Below are 16,592 nucleotides of genomic sequence, written 5' to 3'. Positions count from 1 at the left end.
GCGGATGTCCTCGAATCCAACTCGCAATGCGCCGCGAAGTATCGATCAATAGTCCCACTGCACCGGCACGAAGCGGTAACGCTCACCGCTCTTTGCAACATGACCGATCGACGGAAACGCGACGTGCGCAGCAGCGAGCAGCGTGCCGGTGTCAGCGGCGTCGTCGAGCAGCGCAATACGCACGTCCACACAGGCTTCGGGATCATGTTCGAAGCCATTCTGCCAATCGGGGTTGTCGAAGTTGACTTCGAAAATGGCGTCGCCGACGAACGTCAGCTTCTCCCCGTTCGATGCGACATCCACGACGCAGTGCCCCGGCGTGTGGCCACCCGTCACCCGCGCCGACACGCCCTGTGCGACTTCAACTGTCTGATCGAACTGCACGATGTTCTCGCTGTAGCGTTTCGCGAACTTCGCAGCAGCCTCGCGGAGCGCCGGAGGAACCGCTTCGGGCATCACCGTCTTGCTGAAGTCCGGATTCTTCCAGAACGCGATTTCAGCGGCGGACACATGAATGCGCACGTCGGGACGCAGCTTCGCCTTGACGCCATCGACATTCAGCCCGCCGACGTGGTCCATGTGCATATGCGTAATCACGATATCGGTGATGGCAGCCAGGTCGATACCGGCCGATTCCAGGCGCATTACCGACTGACCGGCGCGCGAGAAGTATTCGAACCCATCGCCTACGCCCGAGTCGATCAGGATCAGGCGTTCGCCGCTGCGCACGAGCGCGATATTCAACGCCCAGTCGAACGTGTCCCGTTGCAGGAAACGGCCATCGAACCATTCGTTGCGATCGGCTTCGCTCACGTTCGTGGACATGGTGGAGGTCGGCAGCGGCAGCACGCCGTCGCTGATCAGCACGACATCGATATCGCCTATGCGAACTGCGTATCGGGAAGACACGAGCTCGCCCGATCCTTCTTTGCCGAGCTTGGCGATAACGCGCTGCACATTGCGGGTTGTCTGGCTCATCTTCGATAGTCCTGGAAATTTGATGGCGTGAGCGCGCGTTGCGCTTCCTTTCGCTCGCGTTCGACCGAGCGTGTGACGGATTGTAGGAAGCGGTAGCGAAGGCCAGTAGGGTCGCGAGTGCGTACACCGTGTTGCCTGAGTGGCGACAATGGACGGTCGCGCGACGGCCGTCATCCGGTGAGTCCAGACTGAACGGAAGATGCCGGAACCGGCATGTGAGGCGCTATCGAAGATGTGAGGCCGCGTCGCCGCGGCCATGTCACGCTCAGATCTTGAAGCTTTCCAGCGTCGCGGGATGAAAGAGTTCCTCGGGCTGCAGCAGCCGGCTGGACAAGCCTTCCTGATGATGCCGCTCAAGGAACCGCGACAACAGGTGCCGGTTCGGCTCGAAGCCATACGACCAGAAATCGTGGCCCATGAGACGCCGCGCATTGCGCAACTGTTCTTCGACGAACGGCAGCGTCACCTTGGTCGCGGACGTATCACTGAGTCTGGCGAGCGCCAGCGCCTTGCTCTTCTCGAACGCCTTCGCCACCGCGCCGGGCAGCCACGGATGCTGCTCGGCGAGCGTGCGCCGCACGCCCAGCAGATGCATGATCGGGAACAGTTTCGTGCGCGTGTACCAGTCGGCGGCGGCCTTTTGCGGATCGTCGAAAAGGTATTTGACGTTCGGATGCCCGTTCGCGAAGCACGACGGCGCGCGCGGGCCGATGAGCGCATCGATCTCGCCGGATGCGAGCATGCCCGAGATCGTCTGGTTCTCCGGTGCGTTTTCGAGCCTCACGTCGCCGGGCAGCTTGAGACTGATCTTTTCGAGCCGGCCGGCTTCCTCATAGCCGCCGCGAACCCACGTGACGTCCGACGGCTTCAGACCGTGATCTTCCTCGAGAAAGAGCCGCGCCCACACGTTCGCCGTCAGCTGATATTCCGGCACGCCGATGCGCTTGCCCTTCAAGTCGGCAGGCGATTCGATGCCGCGATCGTTGCGCACATAGATCGACGTATGCCGGAACGCGCGCGACGGAAAAATCGGCACGCCGATATACGGGCTCGTGCCCGCCGCCGTCTTCACGCTATAGCTCGACAGCGACAGTTCGCAGATATCGTAGTCGGCGTGGCGAAACGCGCGAAAGAAGATCTCTTCCGGATCCTGCAGCATGAAGGTCGGATCGACGCCGTCGATCTGCACTTCGCCATCGACCAGCGGCCGCATGCGATCGTAGTTCCCCACCGCGACCGACAGATTGAGCTTGCCCATATTCAACTTTCCTTTGTGATTGACGTTTCGCCGCCGATAAGCACGTCGCGCTGTTCGGCGCTCGAACGCAGCATCGCGAGGCAGATCTCCAGCGTGCCGCGCGCCCAGACGCCATCGTGCAGCGGAGCGGTCTCGCCGTGCACGGCGGCCATGAGTTCGTCGATGACTTCCGCGCGCGGCACCTCGGGCGCATCGAGCTCGATGCGCTCGCGCCGTTCGTCTCCATACACGACGATGCTATCGGGCATCGGCCGGAGATCGCCGCGCTCGCACGACACGATCAGCGGCCCGAAGTGCTGATGCCTGCGGGTATGGGCTGTCTTGGCGGCGGGCGCATAGGCGTTGCCGCCGTACGTGCCCGCAGCCTTGAGACGCGCCTCTTCTTCGCGCGACGCCACTTTCGCGAGCTTGCGCCGCGCGGCGCCATACTCGTCGGCGTTGCGCGTCTGACCCATTTCGCCGATCCAGCCGGTCCACTCGTCGGAATCGAAATGTCCGTAACCGTTATAGGCAAGCGTCGCGAATGCGCCGTTCTCGAACCAGAGCGTCGCGGTGTACGCGCCTTCGGTCGGACGCGCCGTATCCCAGTTGCCGACGGCGGCCCGGATGCGCGTAGCACGGCTTCCGGCAAGCATTCGCACGATATCCACCTGATGCGCCGCCTGGCTGAAAACCGCGCCGCCGCCCTCTTCCGTTTTCAGTTCCTCCGGACGGCGCGGCCGGTAGAGATAGTCGGTGTAGTTAAGCGCCTGGATCATCTTCACGTCGCCGAACGCGCCCGATGCGATCAACTCGCGCGTTCGCAGATACGGCGTGTCGAAGCTATGGCAGTGACCGACGATGAGATGCACGTTCGCCTCGCGACATGCGGCGATCATGTCGTCGCACTCGGCGAGCGACAGCGCCATCGGCTTCTCGACGAGCACATGCTTGCCGTGCGCCGCCGCGATTCGCGTATGCGCCGCATGAAACTGATGCGGACTCGCGATGTAAAGCGCATCGATATCGGCGCGGCGCGCGAGCGCTTCGATGTCGTCGAAAGCGGGCGCGTCGAAATCCGCTTCGAACTGCGCGCGCGCCGTCTCGCGCGGATCGCACGCCCCGGCGAGTCGCACGCGCGCGTCGCCGAGAAAGGTCGGCAGCATCAGCGAAAAGGCGCGGCCGAGGCCGACGATGCCGAGTCTGATCGTGGTCATCAGACCTGAACCTGATAGTTCGATTCGAGTTCCGGCGCTTCCTTGTCGACGGACTCCATCCAGACCGGATGCGCCGCGTATTGCTTCCAGTCGGTGTCCTTCGGCACCATCGCCTGGAACGAGCACACGCTGCGTGGAATGGCCTTCTCGCCGGTCCCGATGGCCGCCTCGCCGGACTTGAACGCCTCGAGCGCATCGAGCATGCGGCGGCGGAACTCGACCACGGCGACATCGCTCGCGCCGAGGCGCTCTTCGGTGCGATCCGCGATCGCGCCCATCGTCACCCACATGGCGATGTCCTGATTCGGGAAGCCCTTGATGCCGGTGAAGTTGCCGGCCTTCATGGCTTCGCGATCCTGCCAGAAACGGTTGTCGTGATTGCGCAGCGGCCGATAGTACTCGTCGAGATCGATGCCGACCTGCTGCCCCAGGAACTTGCGCCACGTCTCGGTTTCCGGCGTCTTGTCCGGATGGCCCCACGCCATGAAGTAGAACGCCGTGCTGTGATCGTCGCAGGGCACGTTGATGTTCGCGACGTTGTAGAGGTTGTTCGGCGGGATCAGCGCAGTTGCCGGCGCGACGAACACGGTCGAGCGCACGTAGTCATGCGTAGCCGCGTTCTGTATCGGGCGGCGCAGCGCGGCATAGCGAAAGCCGTATTCGGTGCGATGCACCTGGAGGCGCGGCGCCTTGTCCGTCGATGGACGCAGCCAGTTCTTCGAGGTCGCTTCCGCGCCGCCCACACGCGCCGGCACGAAGTCCGACGAGTGCAGACTGGAGCTGTGCGCCGAATCGATCGCGCCTTCGAGAATCTGCGCCCAGTTGCACGGCAGGATCGCCTTGGCGATGCTCACGCGCGTGTCTTCGGTCGGCGCCCATGCCGGCGGCACGAACTCGGGAATGGCGTCCTGCGGGCCCATGTAAGCCCATACGAAGCCGCCCCACTCTTTCGTTTCATAGGCCTTGTGCTTGACCTTCTTCGTCATGTCGCTGCACGAAGGCTCCGAGACCATCTCGATCACATTGCCCTTCACGTCCATCTTCCAGCCGTGATAGAGACAGCGCAGACCGCAATCTTCGTTGCGTCCATAGACGAGCGACACCCGGCGATGCGGACAGTACTCGTCCATCACGCCGACATTGCCGTCGGTATCGCGGAAGACGACGAGATCCTCGCCGAACAGACGCGCCTTCACCGGCGCCCCGTCAGGTTCGCTGACTTCTTCGATGAGACACACCGGCGTCCAGTGACGGCGCATCAACTGACCCATCGGCGCATCGCCTTCGACGCGGCACAGCAATTCATTTTCTTCATGCGTGAGCATTTACGCTTCTCCTGACCAACCTATGCAGTGGGGAATGTTCTTCAGAGATCCAGCACCAGTTCTTCGCTCTTCGCACGCGATACGCAGATCATGATCTGATCGCGCTTCTCGTCCTCGCCGAGCACCATGTCGCGATGATCCGCTTCGCCCGCGCACAGCGTCGTGCGGCAAGATCCGCAAGTGCCGCTTTCGCACGAGCTCGGCGCGCGGATGCCGTTGTCCCGCAAGATTTCGAGAATCGAGCGGTCCTTCGGAATCTCGAAAGAGCGGCCCGAGCGTTCCAGCTTCACGCTGAAAGGCGCGTTGTCGGCTGCGCGCGACTGATCGACGCCGAAGCTCTCGAAGTGCACGCTGCCGGTCGGCCAGTGCCCGGTCATGTCGCGCACGCCGTCCATCAACGCGCGCGGGCCGCAGCAATACACATGAGCGCCGCTCGCGGGCTTCTCGAACACGGGCCAGAAATCGAACGCTTGCGCGAGGTCGCCGTGGTCGTGATGAATGACCACATGCGGCTTCCATTCCGGGCCCGACAGTTCGTCGATGAAAGCGGTGGTCTCAGGGCTGCGCGAGACGTAGATGAGCTTGAAACGCGGGCCGTCGATGGCCTTCAGATAACGCATCATCGAGAGAATCGGCGTGATGCCGATGCCGCCCGCAACGAATACGAAACTGCGCGCGCGCTCGTTGAGCACGAATTCGTTGCGCGGCTCCGAGACGTCGATGCGATCGCCTTGCGCGAGGTCGTCCGCCATGCTGACCGAGCCGCCGCGACCCGCCGCGTCGCGCTTCACGGCGATCACATAGCGGTCCGTCTCGGCCGGATCGTTGCAGAGCGAATAGCTGCGATTCGCGCCGTTCGGCACGCGCACCGTCAGATGCGCGCCGGCCGTGAACGCAGGCAGCTTGCCGCCTGCGCCGTCACGCAACTCGAAACGGAAGATGCCTTCCGCCACCTGATCCTTCTTCGTCACCACGAGCGTCCTGAATGACAGTTCGTCGTTCATTGCACCGGCTCCCCTGCTTGTCGCCTCATTCGATCGAGCCTTCCCAGCGTCGATCACCATGACGTTTATATTAGATATCTAATCATTTATCGGCAAGCGGGTTTTCCCTGAAGCGCGTCACCTCGTTACAAGAAAAAACGGCGCCTTCATGACGAAGGCGCCGCCGCTGCTGCGAGAATCGATGCTTACGAATGCTTTTCCGCGTGCTCGCGCAGCGTGTTGGCCGGCACGCCGATCAGCACGGCGAGTCCGCCCAGCATGACGATGGCCGCGATCGCCGATAGCCCGATGGCCAGACTGCCCGTCATCGTCTTGATCCAGCCGAGCGCGATGGGTCCGCAGAACGCGCCGACTTGCCCCAGGCAACTGATCGCGCCGATGCCCGCGGCGGCGGCGTCATCGGAGAGATAGGCCGGTGGAATCGACCAGATGATCGCGGCCGCGCCGAAGTACGAAATGGAGATCATGCCCAGACAGACGATGGCCGCTGTCGTATTGCCGGCCAGCACGGGCAGCAGGAAGCCGCCCAGCGCGCCCACCGCCGTACACAGGAAGAAATGCCAGCGGCGTTCCAGCGTCACGTCGGAACTGCGCGCGACCGCGAACATGCCGAGCGCGCCGATGATGTACGGCAGCGCGGACAGCAAACCGACGTTCAGCACGTCCGACACGCCCGCCTGACGGATGATGGTCGGCGTCCAGTAGTTGAGGATCGTGCCGCACAAAGGCACCGTGCCCCAGCCCGCCGCGAGGATATACACGCGCGGATCCTTGAGCGCGGCCAGCAACTGATGACGCGTATGTTTGGCGGGCTTTTTCTCGGCGCGGTCGGCGGCGAGCGCATCGAGGATGATCTTCTTCTGTTCCTCGTCGAGCCAGCGCGCGTCTTGCGGGCGATCGACGAGATAGAAGAACGCGACGATGCCCATCAGCAGCGCAGGCAGGCCTTCGAGAAAGAAGAGCCACTGCCAGTTCTTGTAGCCGAGCACGTCGACGAAGTTATGCAGGATCCAGCCCGAGAGCGGCCCGCCGATGATGCCCGCCGCGGCAATCGCCAGCAGGAAGCGCGATGTGATCCGCGCGCGCCGCGCGCCCGGGTACCAGTACGTCAGATAGAGAATGATGCCGGGCCAGAACCCGGCCTCCGCCGCGCCGAGCAGGATGCGCGCGATATAAAACTGCGCCGGCGTGGTCATGAAGGCCATCGCGGTCGAGATGCCGCCCCACAGGATCATGATGCGGGAAATCGTGAGGCGTGCGCCGATCTTCTTGAGCCACAGCGTGCTCGGCACACGCTAACGAGCCGATCGTAAACTGACGAACGCGAGACGCGATTTTATCGTGTTCTCACGTTAGTATTTTCCCGTAGTTTTTAGCGACCGCCGAAAATAACGCGTGGGCGAAGTACGCATCCTGAGTGCTCGATTGCCGCCCGCATCGGCATGATCACGATATCGCTGGTCGATGCGCGCGGCCTGATGCTTGCCACGCTGACGCGTGCGCCGTTCTCACGCGAGGACTGGCTATGCGAACTGAAATGCAAGTAGGTACCTCGCCGGGCGTTGCCGCTCAAAGGCTTGTCCAGCAAAGCTGTCTTAGACCACTGTTGCCTTTCAAATCCGCGCGTTGTTGCCTTTAAACGATGCGCTCGTTCTGCGCGGGACGTCGAGCCAAGCCTCATGCCGACGCGCTCCGGTCAGACGGCCGTCTCCGAAGCGGTCAGTCAGTTGACTCGAGGTTTTGCGAACTGGACTGTCACGAAGCCGCCGTTGGCGACCTCGCCCAATCGCCATGAAGCATCACTCGAAAAGCAAATTGCGTTGACAGTCAGACGCCTGCTTGGCCAACGTAGCGGCCCTGAGACGTCTGCGACAGTACGGGCACTCACGCTTAATCGGGACGGTCATCGATGCAGGCTTTACCGCTCGCACCGTCGTTTTGTGGCGACAGTCGCGGTGTTCTAGGTCTCGGGCCATCAGAGTGCACGGTACATGAAGGCGAGTTCCACGCTCTCGCAATGAAGAATCTCTCGGGACGTGCGAGTTGGGCGAGACGTCGATTCGGTGTCTCGCCCAACGCACGCAAGCTCCAATCAGCCGATTATTTGACTCGATTCTCCGATTGCAGTGGCAACACGAGATTCATGTCGTTTCTGAGGTCAAGTGCGAAGATTCCACTGAGCTTGTCGACAGCCGCCCTATCGCCTGTGATCTTGGCTTTTCCGGCATTCACCAACTCCTCTAGTGAGGATTTCCCAGAAGCGAAAGCCAGCAAGTCCGCCTGCGAGATGTCCAGAGTGGCGTCGGGATTTTTCGCCTGAAGGTTGGACGTTCGATTCAGCACGCCATTATGCAGGTCGAGGCCAAACTTGGTGCCACCGGTGAGGTTCAAGTTGATCGTCGCATTGCCAGCTTTTTCCGCCTTGATCTGATCAACGAGCATGCCTAGGTAATTGACGAAGTGCTCAGGTGGGAGAGCGGCGATCACTTCTGGCGACGATGTGTTCAGGTCGTTTTTCACGTTGCCGCCTTGGCGCAATTCGACAGCAGCACCGAGATACCAGTTGCGATAGAGGGAATTTTCCTCTTGGTAGCCCAATTGCTCCAGCGCATCAGCCATGAGGAAGTTGACCTGTTGATTGCCGCCGTCGTAGGCGACAACGTTATTGAGCAGGTCGACTGTGAAGCGATAGTCCCCTTTCTGAAAGCTCGCCAATGCAGCGTCAAGCACCTTCTGAACACCGCCCATCGCCTCGACGTAACGCCGGCCGCGGTCGGCATCTGGATACTTGGCTAGCTCTGCAGCGTTCCCGCTATACCACCCTAAATTGCGGATGTAAGTCGACTTCAAGTTGTTTCGAGTGTGACCATAGTAGGGACGATTGTCCCACTGGTTGAACACGGACTTAGGCAACTGCGCGTTTTCGGCAATGTCGTCCGGACGGTAACCATAGTTGGCGTAGCGCAGGGTGGTGTCGTAGAGAGACTGATACAGGTCGCGCTGATTCTTCAGGTACTCCCTTACGTTCTTGTTGCCCCAGACCGGCCAAGTGTGCGGGCCGAAATTCACCTCGACCTCGCCGCCCCATCGAGCCACCGCTTCGCCAATGTATTTGGCCCAAACGCTGGCGTCGCGGGTCTGCGCACCGCGCAGTGTATAGATGTTATGTTCCAGGTGGTTGACGTCTTCCGCCATTGAAAGCGCCTTCCACTGCGGGATGTACATGACCATCTCCGCCGGGGCCTCCGAGTGCGGCGCTAAGTAGAAAACAAAGTCGACTCCGTCGATGGTGACTTTCTGGCCGTCCTTGGTAATCACTTTATTGGGAATCGGCAGTCCCGACTTGTCATTGGCCAAGGCCGGGCCAAGAGAGCCGGTAATAATTCCCCGCTCCCCTGGCTTGAGCACGTTTCCATATTGGTATCCGGCGCGGCGGGCCATGATGTTTCCCGCAGTCACGTTCTCGGCGATGGCTTCCTCCAAGAACCCCTCCGGCGCGACGAGCGGAATCTTGCCGGTCTTGAAATCCTCCGGCTTGGCCAGCCCTGCTTCATACACGCCGTCGATACCACCGAAGTGGTCAGCGTGGCTATGGGAAATGATGACGCCTCTGAGAGGCTTTTTGCCGCGATACTGCTCATAGAGTGCGACCGACTTCGCGAGGGACTTCGGCGAATACTCCACGTCGAAATATACAACTCCCGTTTTCGTTTCGATGATGGTGAGATTCGAAAGATCCTGGCCACGCACCTGATAGATGTGGTCCGTGACTTTGAATAGGCCGCCATAATTAACTAATTGGGCCATTCTCCAAAGACTGGGATTCACGGAATCCGGCGCTTGCTTGTTCTGCATGAAATTCATGCCGGCCGCATCGAACACGCCTCCTTCGATATTCCCATTGTTGGATAGCGGGGCAATCAATCCGCGCCGCGAGTCCTGAAACGCGACCTTGTCATTGAAATCGAGTTGTTGGTAGACAGCTTTATTCGCTTCACTGGTAAAACTGGTCGCGCCTTTGGCCTCAGCGGTAAATTTGTACGAGGGCGAATCCTGGCCCTGCGAGATCACGGGCAGGCCGATCAAGAAGAAACCAACGCTAAACAGCCGGAAAGTAGCTCTATGCATTTCTTACGCTCCAAAAGGATGAAGATAGATGCGTGAGACAACTTGATTTTCGAAAGGGAGACTGCGCTGCAAGTCTAACGTAATATCACACTCGTGCCGCGACAGAATTTGGCGAATAACTCGGGAGAAGATATGAGAGGCTGCCGTTGCATTGCGAAGACAGCAGGCGGGATTGCCGCGCTAATGCTGGTATCGCATTCTGTTCAGGCACAGAGTGATTCGGATCTTGCCAAGCAACTCAGTAACCCAGTTGCCGCGTTGATCAGCGTCCCGTTCCAATTCAATTACGACGCGAACGTTGGACAAAACCGGGACGGAAGGAGATTGCTCCTTAACTTCCAGCCTGTCGTTCCATTCAAACTTAACGATCAGTGGAACCTCATCTCGCGCACCATCGTTCCCATCGAGTCCCAAAGCAACGTCGCGTTTAATTCGGGATCACAATCTGGCTTGGGAGACGTTGTTCAGAGCTTCTTCCTGTCGCCAGCGAAGCCTACTGAAAGCGGCTTGATCTGGGGCGTCGGGCCTGCACTTTTGTTACCCACCGGTACCGACCGCCTATTAGGCGCCGGAAAGTGGGGAGCCGGGCCGACGGCTGTCTTGCTGTGGCAGGCCAACGGATGGACTTACGGTGCACTCGCTAATCATATTTGGTCGTTCGCTGGCAATGGCGATCGTTCACAAGTCAGCTCGACTTTTTTGCAGCCCTTTCTCAATTACACGACCAAAGACGCATGGACCTTCGGCGTCAACACCGAGTCGACGTATGACTGGAATCGTCATGCGTGGTCCACGCCGGTCAACGCGACGGTCAGTAAGCTCCTCAAATTTCGGAAACAACCGGTGAGCATCGGCGGAGGTGTGCGCTATTGGGTGGCGAGCCAAGATTCCGGCCCACACGGCTGGGGAGGTCGCCTGGTGATCACATTGCTTTTTCCGAAATAGGAACCACTGGATGCAACGCATCCGGATTCGGTCCTCTACCGGCGACGAGGACCATGCCATGCGACGTTCATAGGAGGTGTTGAATGGCAGCATTCGTTGACCATCCAGCGATTGTATTTCTGTTGGTTCATGTACTGTTGATTGTCGCAGCAGCGATTGGGGTCTTCGTTCTGCGGCGCGTTGCACCGCTGGGTGACGAAGAGCGCGACGACCTCAACGCGGTTCAAGGGGCGACCTTCACATTGTTGGCCTTGCTGATCGGCTTCAGTGTCTCAATGGCGGTAAGCCGCTACGACCTCCGAAAGAGCCTTGAGGAAGCAGAAGCTAATGCGATCGGTACCGAGTTCACAAGAGTTGATCTAGCAGACCCTCACTTTCGTGACCCGATGCGAGCAGCGCTGATCCGTTACACGCGCTTGAGGTTGACCGAATTCCAAACACGCGATACGGACGCGCGAAGACGTCTTGGCTCGGAAATCGCTGCACTTCAATCCGAATTATGGCAACAGGCAACGCAGGTCGGGAAGGCGCAGCCTACGCCGATAGGGGCACTTGTCGTGGCGGGAATGAATGACGTGTTGAACTCGCAAGACTATTCCGAGGCAGCGAGGATTAACCATATTCCGCATGGGGCGTGGATACTGATGATCTTGATTGCTGTCTTCGGGTGTGCCGTGCAGGGGTATGGAGCAAAGGGCAAACGGCGCGTCGCACTGCTAGTGACGATCTTGCCGTTTACGGTTTCGTTGTCTCTTGCTCTCATCGCTGATATTGATAGTCCGCGCGGCGGGATTATTCGCGTTCAACCGCAAAACCTTACAAGGCTTCTTCATTCACTAGAGAAGTGAGCGCCCGGTGCAGTAAGCCGTTCCCTCGATGATGTGCAACGGTTCTTCGAAGCGCTTGGAGTTGCCCGACCGAAAAGAGTCGAACTGAGACGGCCACGGACCTCGGACGCTCGGATTGCACGTCCCACGTGCCAAACGACTAACTGTGTCAGCAGTTCTTCATTTACTCCGCACAGTTTTCAGTTTCTGTGGCACGAGACAGACGCGCTGCTCGGCTGTTCGCACGTCGATAGTCATGGACTAGAGCAGACGAACGGCGACATGCTCTATGTCGACGAGAATCAGCACATCGAGCGCGACGCGTTCGTCTGCTCGCGCTATCCCGCGCCGTTCTTCGCCGGCCGCGCGCTATGGGTAGGGTCAACAGACGATGGCGACGAAGTCGATCCCGAAACGTCGCTTGCGATCGCGTCGCGCTGCATCGTCTTTCTCGAACGCGACGAACCCGACGACTAGCACGCTCGTCGTTTTCGTCCTGAACTTTTCACCCCGCCGCCGAGCGGGGTTTTTATTGTCGCGGGTTTTTAGAGTGTTTGCACTGCGGAAGTCGTGTGCTTTTGCGGCCCATCTCGACAATATGAAGTTGCCGGCGGTGAACGCCGCGAAACAAACAGATAGGAGTGCAGCATGAAAAGAGTAACGATCACTGATGTCCGCGGCATATATCCGAAGTTCGATCAGATCGTCGAGGACGACGCAAACCCGTACTTCCTGATCGACGCGCATGTTAAAGCGAACGGCGGCAAGCCGTACAAGGTTGGCATGTCGTCATCCGCATACTACGGCCGCTTTTTTGTTGAGCAAAAACCTGTCACGAACTAATTGGCGGAGGTGTGAGATGGGCGGGAGCTGGAGAAAGTCGGTCAAAGTTCTTCCCGGTGTTCGTTCGAATATGAGTAAGAACGGTTCGAGCTTTTCGCTCGGCGGCAAGGGCGTGACCTACAACACGAAGAGCGGACGGACGACCTACAGCGTTCCCGGCACCGGCTGGCGCTATACGACGAGCAGCAGCAAGGCGCGCTCGGCAGCGACCGAACACGAAGCGCCGCACGCCGGCTGGATCATTCTGCTCGGCATTCTGCTCGCGGTGTTGATGTTTCCGGTCATGGTCGTCGGCGCACTGCTGACCTCTGGCGGGCAACGTCGCCGGATTCGCTGAAGAGCTTTAGAGCGATTGCACTGCAGGTTTCGATGTACCGGAGTTGAGCATCACAGCAATATGAAGTTGTCGGCGGCCATGACCGCCCGAACCGAACCACTAACGATTAGGATCCCTACCATGTCGAAAAACGTTGAAATCACCATGATCGATGAATCGTCGCTCAACGCCATCCGCAAGCTAGTCGCCGAGGAAATCCGCGCGTACTACGCAGAGCGCGACGCCGCCAAAGCTTTACGACCGAAAGCGCGTGTCGAGTTGACCGCCGAAGAAGCCGCGCAGTACATGACCGTCGATGAAGTGTCGGCGGTGACGGGTTACGGTGTGCCGTCGCTGCGCTCGATGGCGTCGAAAAAAATCGCGCCGACGGCGTTCCCGATCCTGCCCGAGCGTGTCGGCGTGCGCAGCCTCTATAACCGCGAAGCGGTCATGGCGTCGCGGAAAGCGCAGCAGTTCACCGGTCAAGTCAACGGCTTTGTCGCGACGCCGAAGAACGTCGAATCGCTCGAAGTGAGAACGATCGACGTAAAAGACGCCGGCGCGATCGGCGCGACGATTCCGAACGCGATCGCAGCCGCGAACAAAGCCGCGGTGAACAAGCCGACCGTGAAAAAGGCGACGACGACCAAAGCGGCAGCGCCCGCGGCGAAGAAAGCGCCGGCGGCGAAGAAAGCAGCGCCGACGAACCCGGCCGCGAAGAAAGCGCCCGCAAAGAAAGCGACGGCAAAGCGTTGAGAACAGAACCGCGCGCGGTGACGCGCGCTTTAACCGAGCACAGAGATATGAGTAAGCCGATTACTGCAACACTGGTTCCCGAGTCGCGACGATTTACCTTCATGCCCGAAGCGTTCACTGCGCGCATGATGATGCGCGCGGAAGGGTTGACGTTTCATCAAGCGTCGATGCTGTCGCGGCAATACAGCGGCGGATATTGGGAGTTCTACACGCTTTCCAACGGCGGGTTCTATCTCGCGCCGACGCGGCCGGAACAGTTCGCCGTGCGTATCGATGGCAACGGCTATGAGGGCATCGTAAGCGCCGACGCGTTCGGGATCATCGTGACGCTGTTCGTGTACGGCGCGCTCGTGTTCATCGACGACGACACGCTGCGCGAGAAGTACAGCGATCACTATCACCAGCTGCGCGCGTTCGCGGTCGAGCACGCAGAACGGGAAGCGATTCTGTCCGCGATCGATTGATGATGAAAACCCTTTTAATAGTCGGCGGTCTCACGCTGAGCTGCGTGGGCGTGATCGGACTCGTCGTCACGATGCTTGCAGCTTAACGTTCGGGAGAATCCTATGAGTCGCGTTACAGACGTGCTAGCGATCGATGTTGAGGAGCCCGGTCGGCTTGTTTCCGCAACGATCGCCGGTTCGGCACAGCGCGGATACGAAATTAGCCTCGCAGACGGCCGGCCTGCACAGTTAGCGATCGTCAATGACGCCGGCCATGTGATCGAAAGCGGTCCGCAAGTCGCGGAGGAAGCATGGGTTGTCGCGATACTCGCCTATCAGCGATTTCTCGAAGGCGAAGGCCGATTGAAGGTCATATCCGCGCCCGGGGTACTACAGCGCGAACAGAAGAAATAACTAAAACCACAAGTCACGGGGTTAACTGTCGTTCGCCCGCTCGGAAGTTCGAGCGGGCTTTTTTCATTAGAGAACCGCTATTCTCCTTACCGCCTACGGCAGGCCTATCGGAAAACAAAACCAAGTGGGTAGAAAGCCAGCAATGGTCAGAAAACTGGCATGATGTCGACTTTCGACCTACCGCGTCGCGAGTTCGCGCCGAATCAAGATGAAACTACATGGTGGCCAGCTTGGAGCGCTCTCTGAATTCGTGCGCAGCTTGTTTATCGACTCGGACTTGTCCTTCGATCCGCCGGATGCGGGATTGTACGAGAAGCTTTCGAACCAGATCCTGAAAGCACCGCCGTGGAAGGATTACATCGATATTGCCGACCTCTCTACGATTATCTGGAGGGCCGCATATCGCGAAGCAAGTCGCTATCCACGTGGTTTCTCGGGAAAGCTTGCAGAGCTTGACGACGGGAAAGCGGCCGAACAGTTGATCACGGTTATCAGCGCGGAACTTCAGCAGATCCCCTCCACGGTAGACGTCTTCGTTCCTGTGAATGGCTTGATTCAATTGCAACAGGCCGAGATCAAACTTACTGATCGGGTCGCACTTGTTGACAGCGCGCATAACAAGGAGTTGGCTCGTTACCTTGAAACGGCCAAGCCGTCCAACGGTCTGTTCCAACTTCTCGGCGCTGTCAAGTCGACGGCCGTGAGTCCGCCGTCGCGCTTTATCAAGATTCGGACGACTGGATTCGCAAGTGACGGCTCCGACAGTCAAGTGGTACGCGAAGCTCTATCCGAAACGAAGCAGATCGTCTTCGTCGGTTTGGCAACGGGTGCTTTCAGTCTTGCTTATAGTTCGCAGAGGTGGGACATGAGAAGCAATGCTGAACGCCTTCCCGGTCTCGTCGTTCAATATAGAGAAGGTGATCCGACAGTCAACGGAATATCCCTTCCATACGACCTTAACCACTTCTTACAGCGTATCCAATTTAAGGAGCCGCTCCAGGTCTTCGATTACCAACCCGGAAAAGGTCTTCTGAACTCCGGCATGCGACCAGCTACGGACGGCAAGGACGTAAGCGAAGCAGTGGCCACCCTCCTGAATACCGCCTCAAAGTTCGTATCTTTGAAGTCTCCCGACGCGATGGCAATCCGTGCTGCGATGGAATGGTACATCGACTCCGAGTCTACCTCGAACGAAAGCATTTCGTTCTTGCAGCGATGTATCGGCTTAGAAGCTTTGCTCGGAGTAGACGGCGGCCGGAGAGACGTGACCGAGCGTCTCGCGGACAGGTACGCTTATTTGCTCGGGAAGACTGAGTCCGAGCGAGGGAAAATGAGGCACGCCTTTCGAGAGATGTACAGCCACCGAAGCGATGTTGTTCATGGTCGAGCGAGCAAGCTCTCGGCCGGTCATAGAAAGGCTAGTTACGTCTCCGCAGACATGCTCTTGCGTTGCACGTGGGCGGAGATGCAGAACGTTCTAAAGGCTACCAAAGAACCTTTGTAACCTAAACGGTTGCGACTGTGAAGGGTCGCCAACTGCCGGCTTCGGACGTCGGAAGGGAATATTGTTTGTCTCCTATTTCGCGTAGCTCGATCACGCCTTCGTCTTCTGACTCGAATGCCTCGGTCGCGCCCGCTTCGAGCGTCGTATCGTTGATGTTGTCGTGATCCGTAATAACGCGGATCACGTCGTCTCCCTGATTTTCAATCTTCACCTTCATCGCGACTCCCCTTGAAAAGCCCGTCACCGGACGAAAATCGGAAGCGCACCAGAAACGCGCCAGAAGCGTCCCACCGCGACCGCGCGAATACGAACGCAGCGGCCCGCGTGCGCGGGCGCGTTCTGGTCGCTTCTGGCGGTCCGGCTCAAGTTTTACGACGCACTGCCGTTATTCCCGGGCATGGACTACTTCACGACTAGATTGCAAGCCCGCCAACTCTACGACGCCGCTGTCAGCGCGGCCGAAATTACTGTTGCTGCGCGCTTCGGCTCCGCCTTCGATCAGAAAAACGTGGCGCATTGCATTGCCTTCAACAACAGCCTTGATGCGCTGCTCGCGGACGATCCGCGCATGCAATTCCATGGATGGGATGCCGTGCAATTGCTTCGCTTCGCCTTCGGACGGTCAACGCCTTCTGCCGACAACGGCGGGTGAGCA

At 59.2% G+C, this 16,592-nt stretch carries 18 protein-coding genes; 10 read left to right on the top strand and 8 right to left on the bottom strand.

Annotated features, from left to right (window positions below; genetic code table 11):
- Positions 1-45: 45 nt before the first annotated feature.
- The 7 genes from NCR93_RS31240 to NCR93_RS31210 all read right to left on the bottom strand — a co-directional run bounded on the left by NCR93_RS31240 (position 46) and on the right by NCR93_RS31210 (position 9,889).
- Entirely contained in the window at positions 46-978 is a 933-nt protein-coding gene (locus NCR93_RS31240) for an MBL fold metallo-hydrolase (RefSeq protein ID WP_250532460.1), read from the bottom strand.
- A 265-nt stretch (positions 979-1,243) separates the two neighbouring features.
- Positions 1,244-2,236, bottom strand: coding sequence for an ABC transporter substrate-binding protein (locus NCR93_RS31235; RefSeq protein ID WP_175982126.1), 993 nt, complete (start codon positions 2,234-2,236; stop codon positions 1,244-1,246).
- 2 nt (positions 2,237-2,238) lie between these two features.
- Positions 2,239-3,432 carry a Gfo/Idh/MocA family protein gene (locus tag NCR93_RS31230; protein WP_008345579.1) on the bottom strand — a complete coding sequence of 398 codons (1,194 nt, stop codon included), beginning with the start codon at positions 3,430-3,432 and terminating at the stop codon, positions 2,239-2,241.
- Positions 3,432-4,757: a Rieske 2Fe-2S domain-containing protein gene (locus NCR93_RS31225; protein WP_175982127.1), complete on the bottom strand. Its 1,326-nt coding sequence runs from the start codon at positions 4,755-4,757 to the stop codon at positions 3,432-3,434. The genes NCR93_RS31230 and NCR93_RS31225 overlap by 1 nt, the downstream gene beginning before the upstream one ends.
- Before the next feature lie 41 nt (positions 4,758-4,798).
- Positions 4,799-5,761, bottom strand: a complete 963-nt coding sequence (locus NCR93_RS31220) for a PDR/VanB family oxidoreductase (RefSeq protein ID WP_175982128.1) — start codon at positions 5,759-5,761, stop codon at positions 4,799-4,801.
- A 185-nt stretch (positions 5,762-5,946) separates the two neighbouring features.
- Positions 5,947-7,053 carry an MFS transporter gene (locus NCR93_RS31215; protein ID WP_350029169.1) on the bottom strand — a complete coding sequence of 369 codons (1,107 nt, stop codon included), beginning with the start codon at positions 7,051-7,053 and terminating at the stop codon, positions 5,947-5,949.
- An 808-nt stretch (positions 7,054-7,861) separates the two neighbouring features.
- Positions 7,862-9,889, bottom strand: a complete 2,028-nt coding sequence (locus NCR93_RS31210) for an alkyl/aryl-sulfatase (RefSeq protein ID WP_250532458.1) — start codon at positions 9,887-9,889, stop codon at positions 7,862-7,864.
- Positions 9,890-10,021: 132 nt separating this feature from the next.
- Between NCR93_RS31210 and NCR93_RS31205 the strand changes: the two genes are divergently transcribed.
- The 9 genes from NCR93_RS31205 to NCR93_RS31165 all read left to right on the top strand — a co-directional run bounded on the left by NCR93_RS31205 (position 10,022) and on the right by NCR93_RS31165 (position 15,937).
- A complete protein-coding gene (locus tag NCR93_RS31205) occupies positions 10,022-10,834 on the top strand; it encodes a transporter family protein (protein WP_250532457.1) in 813 nt (270 codons plus the stop codon).
- A gap of 83 nt (positions 10,835-10,917) precedes the next feature.
- Positions 10,918-11,682, top strand: coding sequence for a bestrophin-like domain (locus tag NCR93_RS31200; RefSeq protein ID WP_250532456.1), 765 nt, complete (start codon positions 10,918-10,920; stop codon positions 11,680-11,682).
- Between the two features lie 261 nt (positions 11,683-11,943).
- The gene (locus tag NCR93_RS31195) at positions 11,944-12,138 is read left to right on the top strand and encodes a hypothetical protein (RefSeq protein ID WP_250532455.1); all 195 of its coding nucleotides are present in this window, start codon (positions 11,944-11,946) and stop codon (positions 12,136-12,138) included.
- 171 nt (positions 12,139-12,309) lie between these two features.
- Complete coding sequence (locus NCR93_RS31190; protein WP_250532454.1) at positions 12,310-12,504, top strand: hypothetical protein; 195 nt, start codon at positions 12,310-12,312, stop codon at positions 12,502-12,504.
- Between the two features lie 16 nt (positions 12,505-12,520).
- Positions 12,521-12,841 carry a DUF4236 domain-containing protein gene (locus NCR93_RS31185; protein ID WP_284507450.1) on the top strand — a complete coding sequence of 107 codons (321 nt, stop codon included), beginning with the start codon at positions 12,521-12,523 and terminating at the stop codon, positions 12,839-12,841.
- A 120-nt stretch (positions 12,842-12,961) separates the two neighbouring features.
- Complete coding sequence (locus NCR93_RS31180) at positions 12,962-13,576, top strand: hypothetical protein (protein WP_250532452.1); 615 nt, start codon at positions 12,962-12,964, stop codon at positions 13,574-13,576.
- A gap of 47 nt (positions 13,577-13,623) precedes the next feature.
- Positions 13,624-14,040 (top strand): antirestriction protein, encoded by a 417-nt coding sequence (locus tag NCR93_RS31175; RefSeq protein ID WP_250532451.1) that lies wholly within the window; start codon positions 13,624-13,626, stop codon positions 14,038-14,040.
- Positions 14,041-14,142: 102 nt separating this feature from the next.
- On the top strand, positions 14,143-14,433 hold the full coding sequence (locus NCR93_RS31170) for a hypothetical protein (RefSeq protein WP_250532450.1): 291 nt from the start codon (positions 14,143-14,145) through the stop codon (positions 14,431-14,433).
- Between the two features lie 208 nt (positions 14,434-14,641).
- Positions 14,642-15,937: a HEPN domain-containing protein gene (locus NCR93_RS31165; RefSeq protein WP_250532449.1), complete on the top strand. Its 1,296-nt coding sequence runs from the start codon at positions 14,642-14,644 to the stop codon at positions 15,935-15,937.
- A gap of 1 nt (position 15,938) precedes the next feature.
- Here the strand turns inward: NCR93_RS31165 and NCR93_RS31160 are convergent, their stop codons facing one another.
- Positions 15,939-16,154, bottom strand: coding sequence for a hypothetical protein (locus tag NCR93_RS31160; RefSeq protein WP_250532448.1), 216 nt, complete (start codon positions 16,152-16,154; stop codon positions 15,939-15,941).
- Between the two features lie 180 nt (positions 16,155-16,334).
- Here NCR93_RS31160 and NCR93_RS31155 point away from each other — a divergent pair, with 180 nt between their 5' ends.
- On the top strand, positions 16,335-16,589 hold the full coding sequence (locus NCR93_RS31155; RefSeq protein WP_250532447.1) for a hypothetical protein: 255 nt from the start codon (positions 16,335-16,337) through the stop codon (positions 16,587-16,589).
- Positions 16,590-16,592: the final 3 nt, after the last annotated feature.

This window comes from Caballeronia sp. ATUFL_F1_KS39 (assembly GCF_023630985.1).
Classification (GTDB): Bacteria; Pseudomonadota; Gammaproteobacteria; order Burkholderiales; family Burkholderiaceae; genus Caballeronia; species Caballeronia zhejiangensis.
The sequence above is the reverse complement of the archived record's forward strand: the minus strand, read 5'-3'. Positions and strand labels throughout refer to the sequence as shown.

Excerpts from the sequence above, each read along its gene's own strand:
- NCR93_RS31210 (WP_250532458.1), bottom strand. The coding sequence starts at position 9,889 with ATGCATAGAGCTACTTTCCGGCTGTTTAGCGTTGGTTTCTTCTTGATC.
- NCR93_RS31220 (WP_175982128.1), bottom strand. The coding sequence starts at position 5,761 with ATGAACGACGAACTGTCATTCAGGACGCTCGTGGTGACGAAGAAGGAT.
- NCR93_RS31225 (WP_175982127.1), bottom strand. The coding sequence starts at position 4,757 with ATGCTCACGCATGAAGAAAATGAATTGCTGTGCCGCGTCGAAGGCGAT.
- NCR93_RS31195 (WP_250532455.1), top strand. The coding sequence starts at position 11,944 with ATGCTCTATGTCGACGAGAATCAGCACATCGAGCGCGACGCGTTCGTC.
- NCR93_RS31190 (WP_250532454.1), top strand. The coding sequence starts at position 12,310 with ATGAAAAGAGTAACGATCACTGATGTCCGCGGCATATATCCGAAGTTC.
- NCR93_RS31155 (WP_250532447.1), top strand. The coding sequence starts at position 16,335 with ATGGACTACTTCACGACTAGATTGCAAGCCCGCCAACTCTACGACGCC.
- NCR93_RS31235 (WP_175982126.1), bottom strand. The coding sequence starts at position 2,236 with ATGGGCAAGCTCAATCTGTCGGTCGCGGTGGGGAACTACGATCGCATG.
- NCR93_RS31165 (WP_250532449.1), top strand. The coding sequence starts at position 14,642 with ATGAAACTACATGGTGGCCAGCTTGGAGCGCTCTCTGAATTCGTGCGC.
- NCR93_RS31170 (WP_250532450.1), top strand. The coding sequence starts at position 14,143 with ATGAGTCGCGTTACAGACGTGCTAGCGATCGATGTTGAGGAGCCCGGT.
- NCR93_RS31240 (WP_250532460.1), bottom strand. The coding sequence starts at position 978 with ATGAGCCAGACAACCCGCAATGTGCAGCGCGTTATCGCCAAGCTCGGC.
- NCR93_RS31230 (WP_008345579.1), bottom strand. The coding sequence starts at position 3,432 with ATGACCACGATCAGACTCGGCATCGTCGGCCTCGGCCGCGCCTTTTCG.
- NCR93_RS31185 (WP_284507450.1), top strand. The coding sequence starts at position 12,521 with ATGGGCGGGAGCTGGAGAAAGTCGGTCAAAGTTCTTCCCGGTGTTCGT.
- NCR93_RS31205 (WP_250532457.1), top strand. The coding sequence starts at position 10,022 with ATGAGAGGCTGCCGTTGCATTGCGAAGACAGCAGGCGGGATTGCCGCG.
- NCR93_RS31160 (WP_250532448.1), bottom strand. The coding sequence starts at position 16,154 with ATGAAGGTGAAGATTGAAAATCAGGGAGACGACGTGATCCGCGTTATT.
- NCR93_RS31200 (WP_250532456.1), top strand. The coding sequence starts at position 10,918 with ATGGCAGCATTCGTTGACCATCCAGCGATTGTATTTCTGTTGGTTCAT.
- NCR93_RS31175 (WP_250532451.1), top strand. The coding sequence starts at position 13,624 with ATGAGTAAGCCGATTACTGCAACACTGGTTCCCGAGTCGCGACGATTT.
- NCR93_RS31180 (WP_250532452.1), top strand. The coding sequence starts at position 12,962 with ATGTCGAAAAACGTTGAAATCACCATGATCGATGAATCGTCGCTCAAC.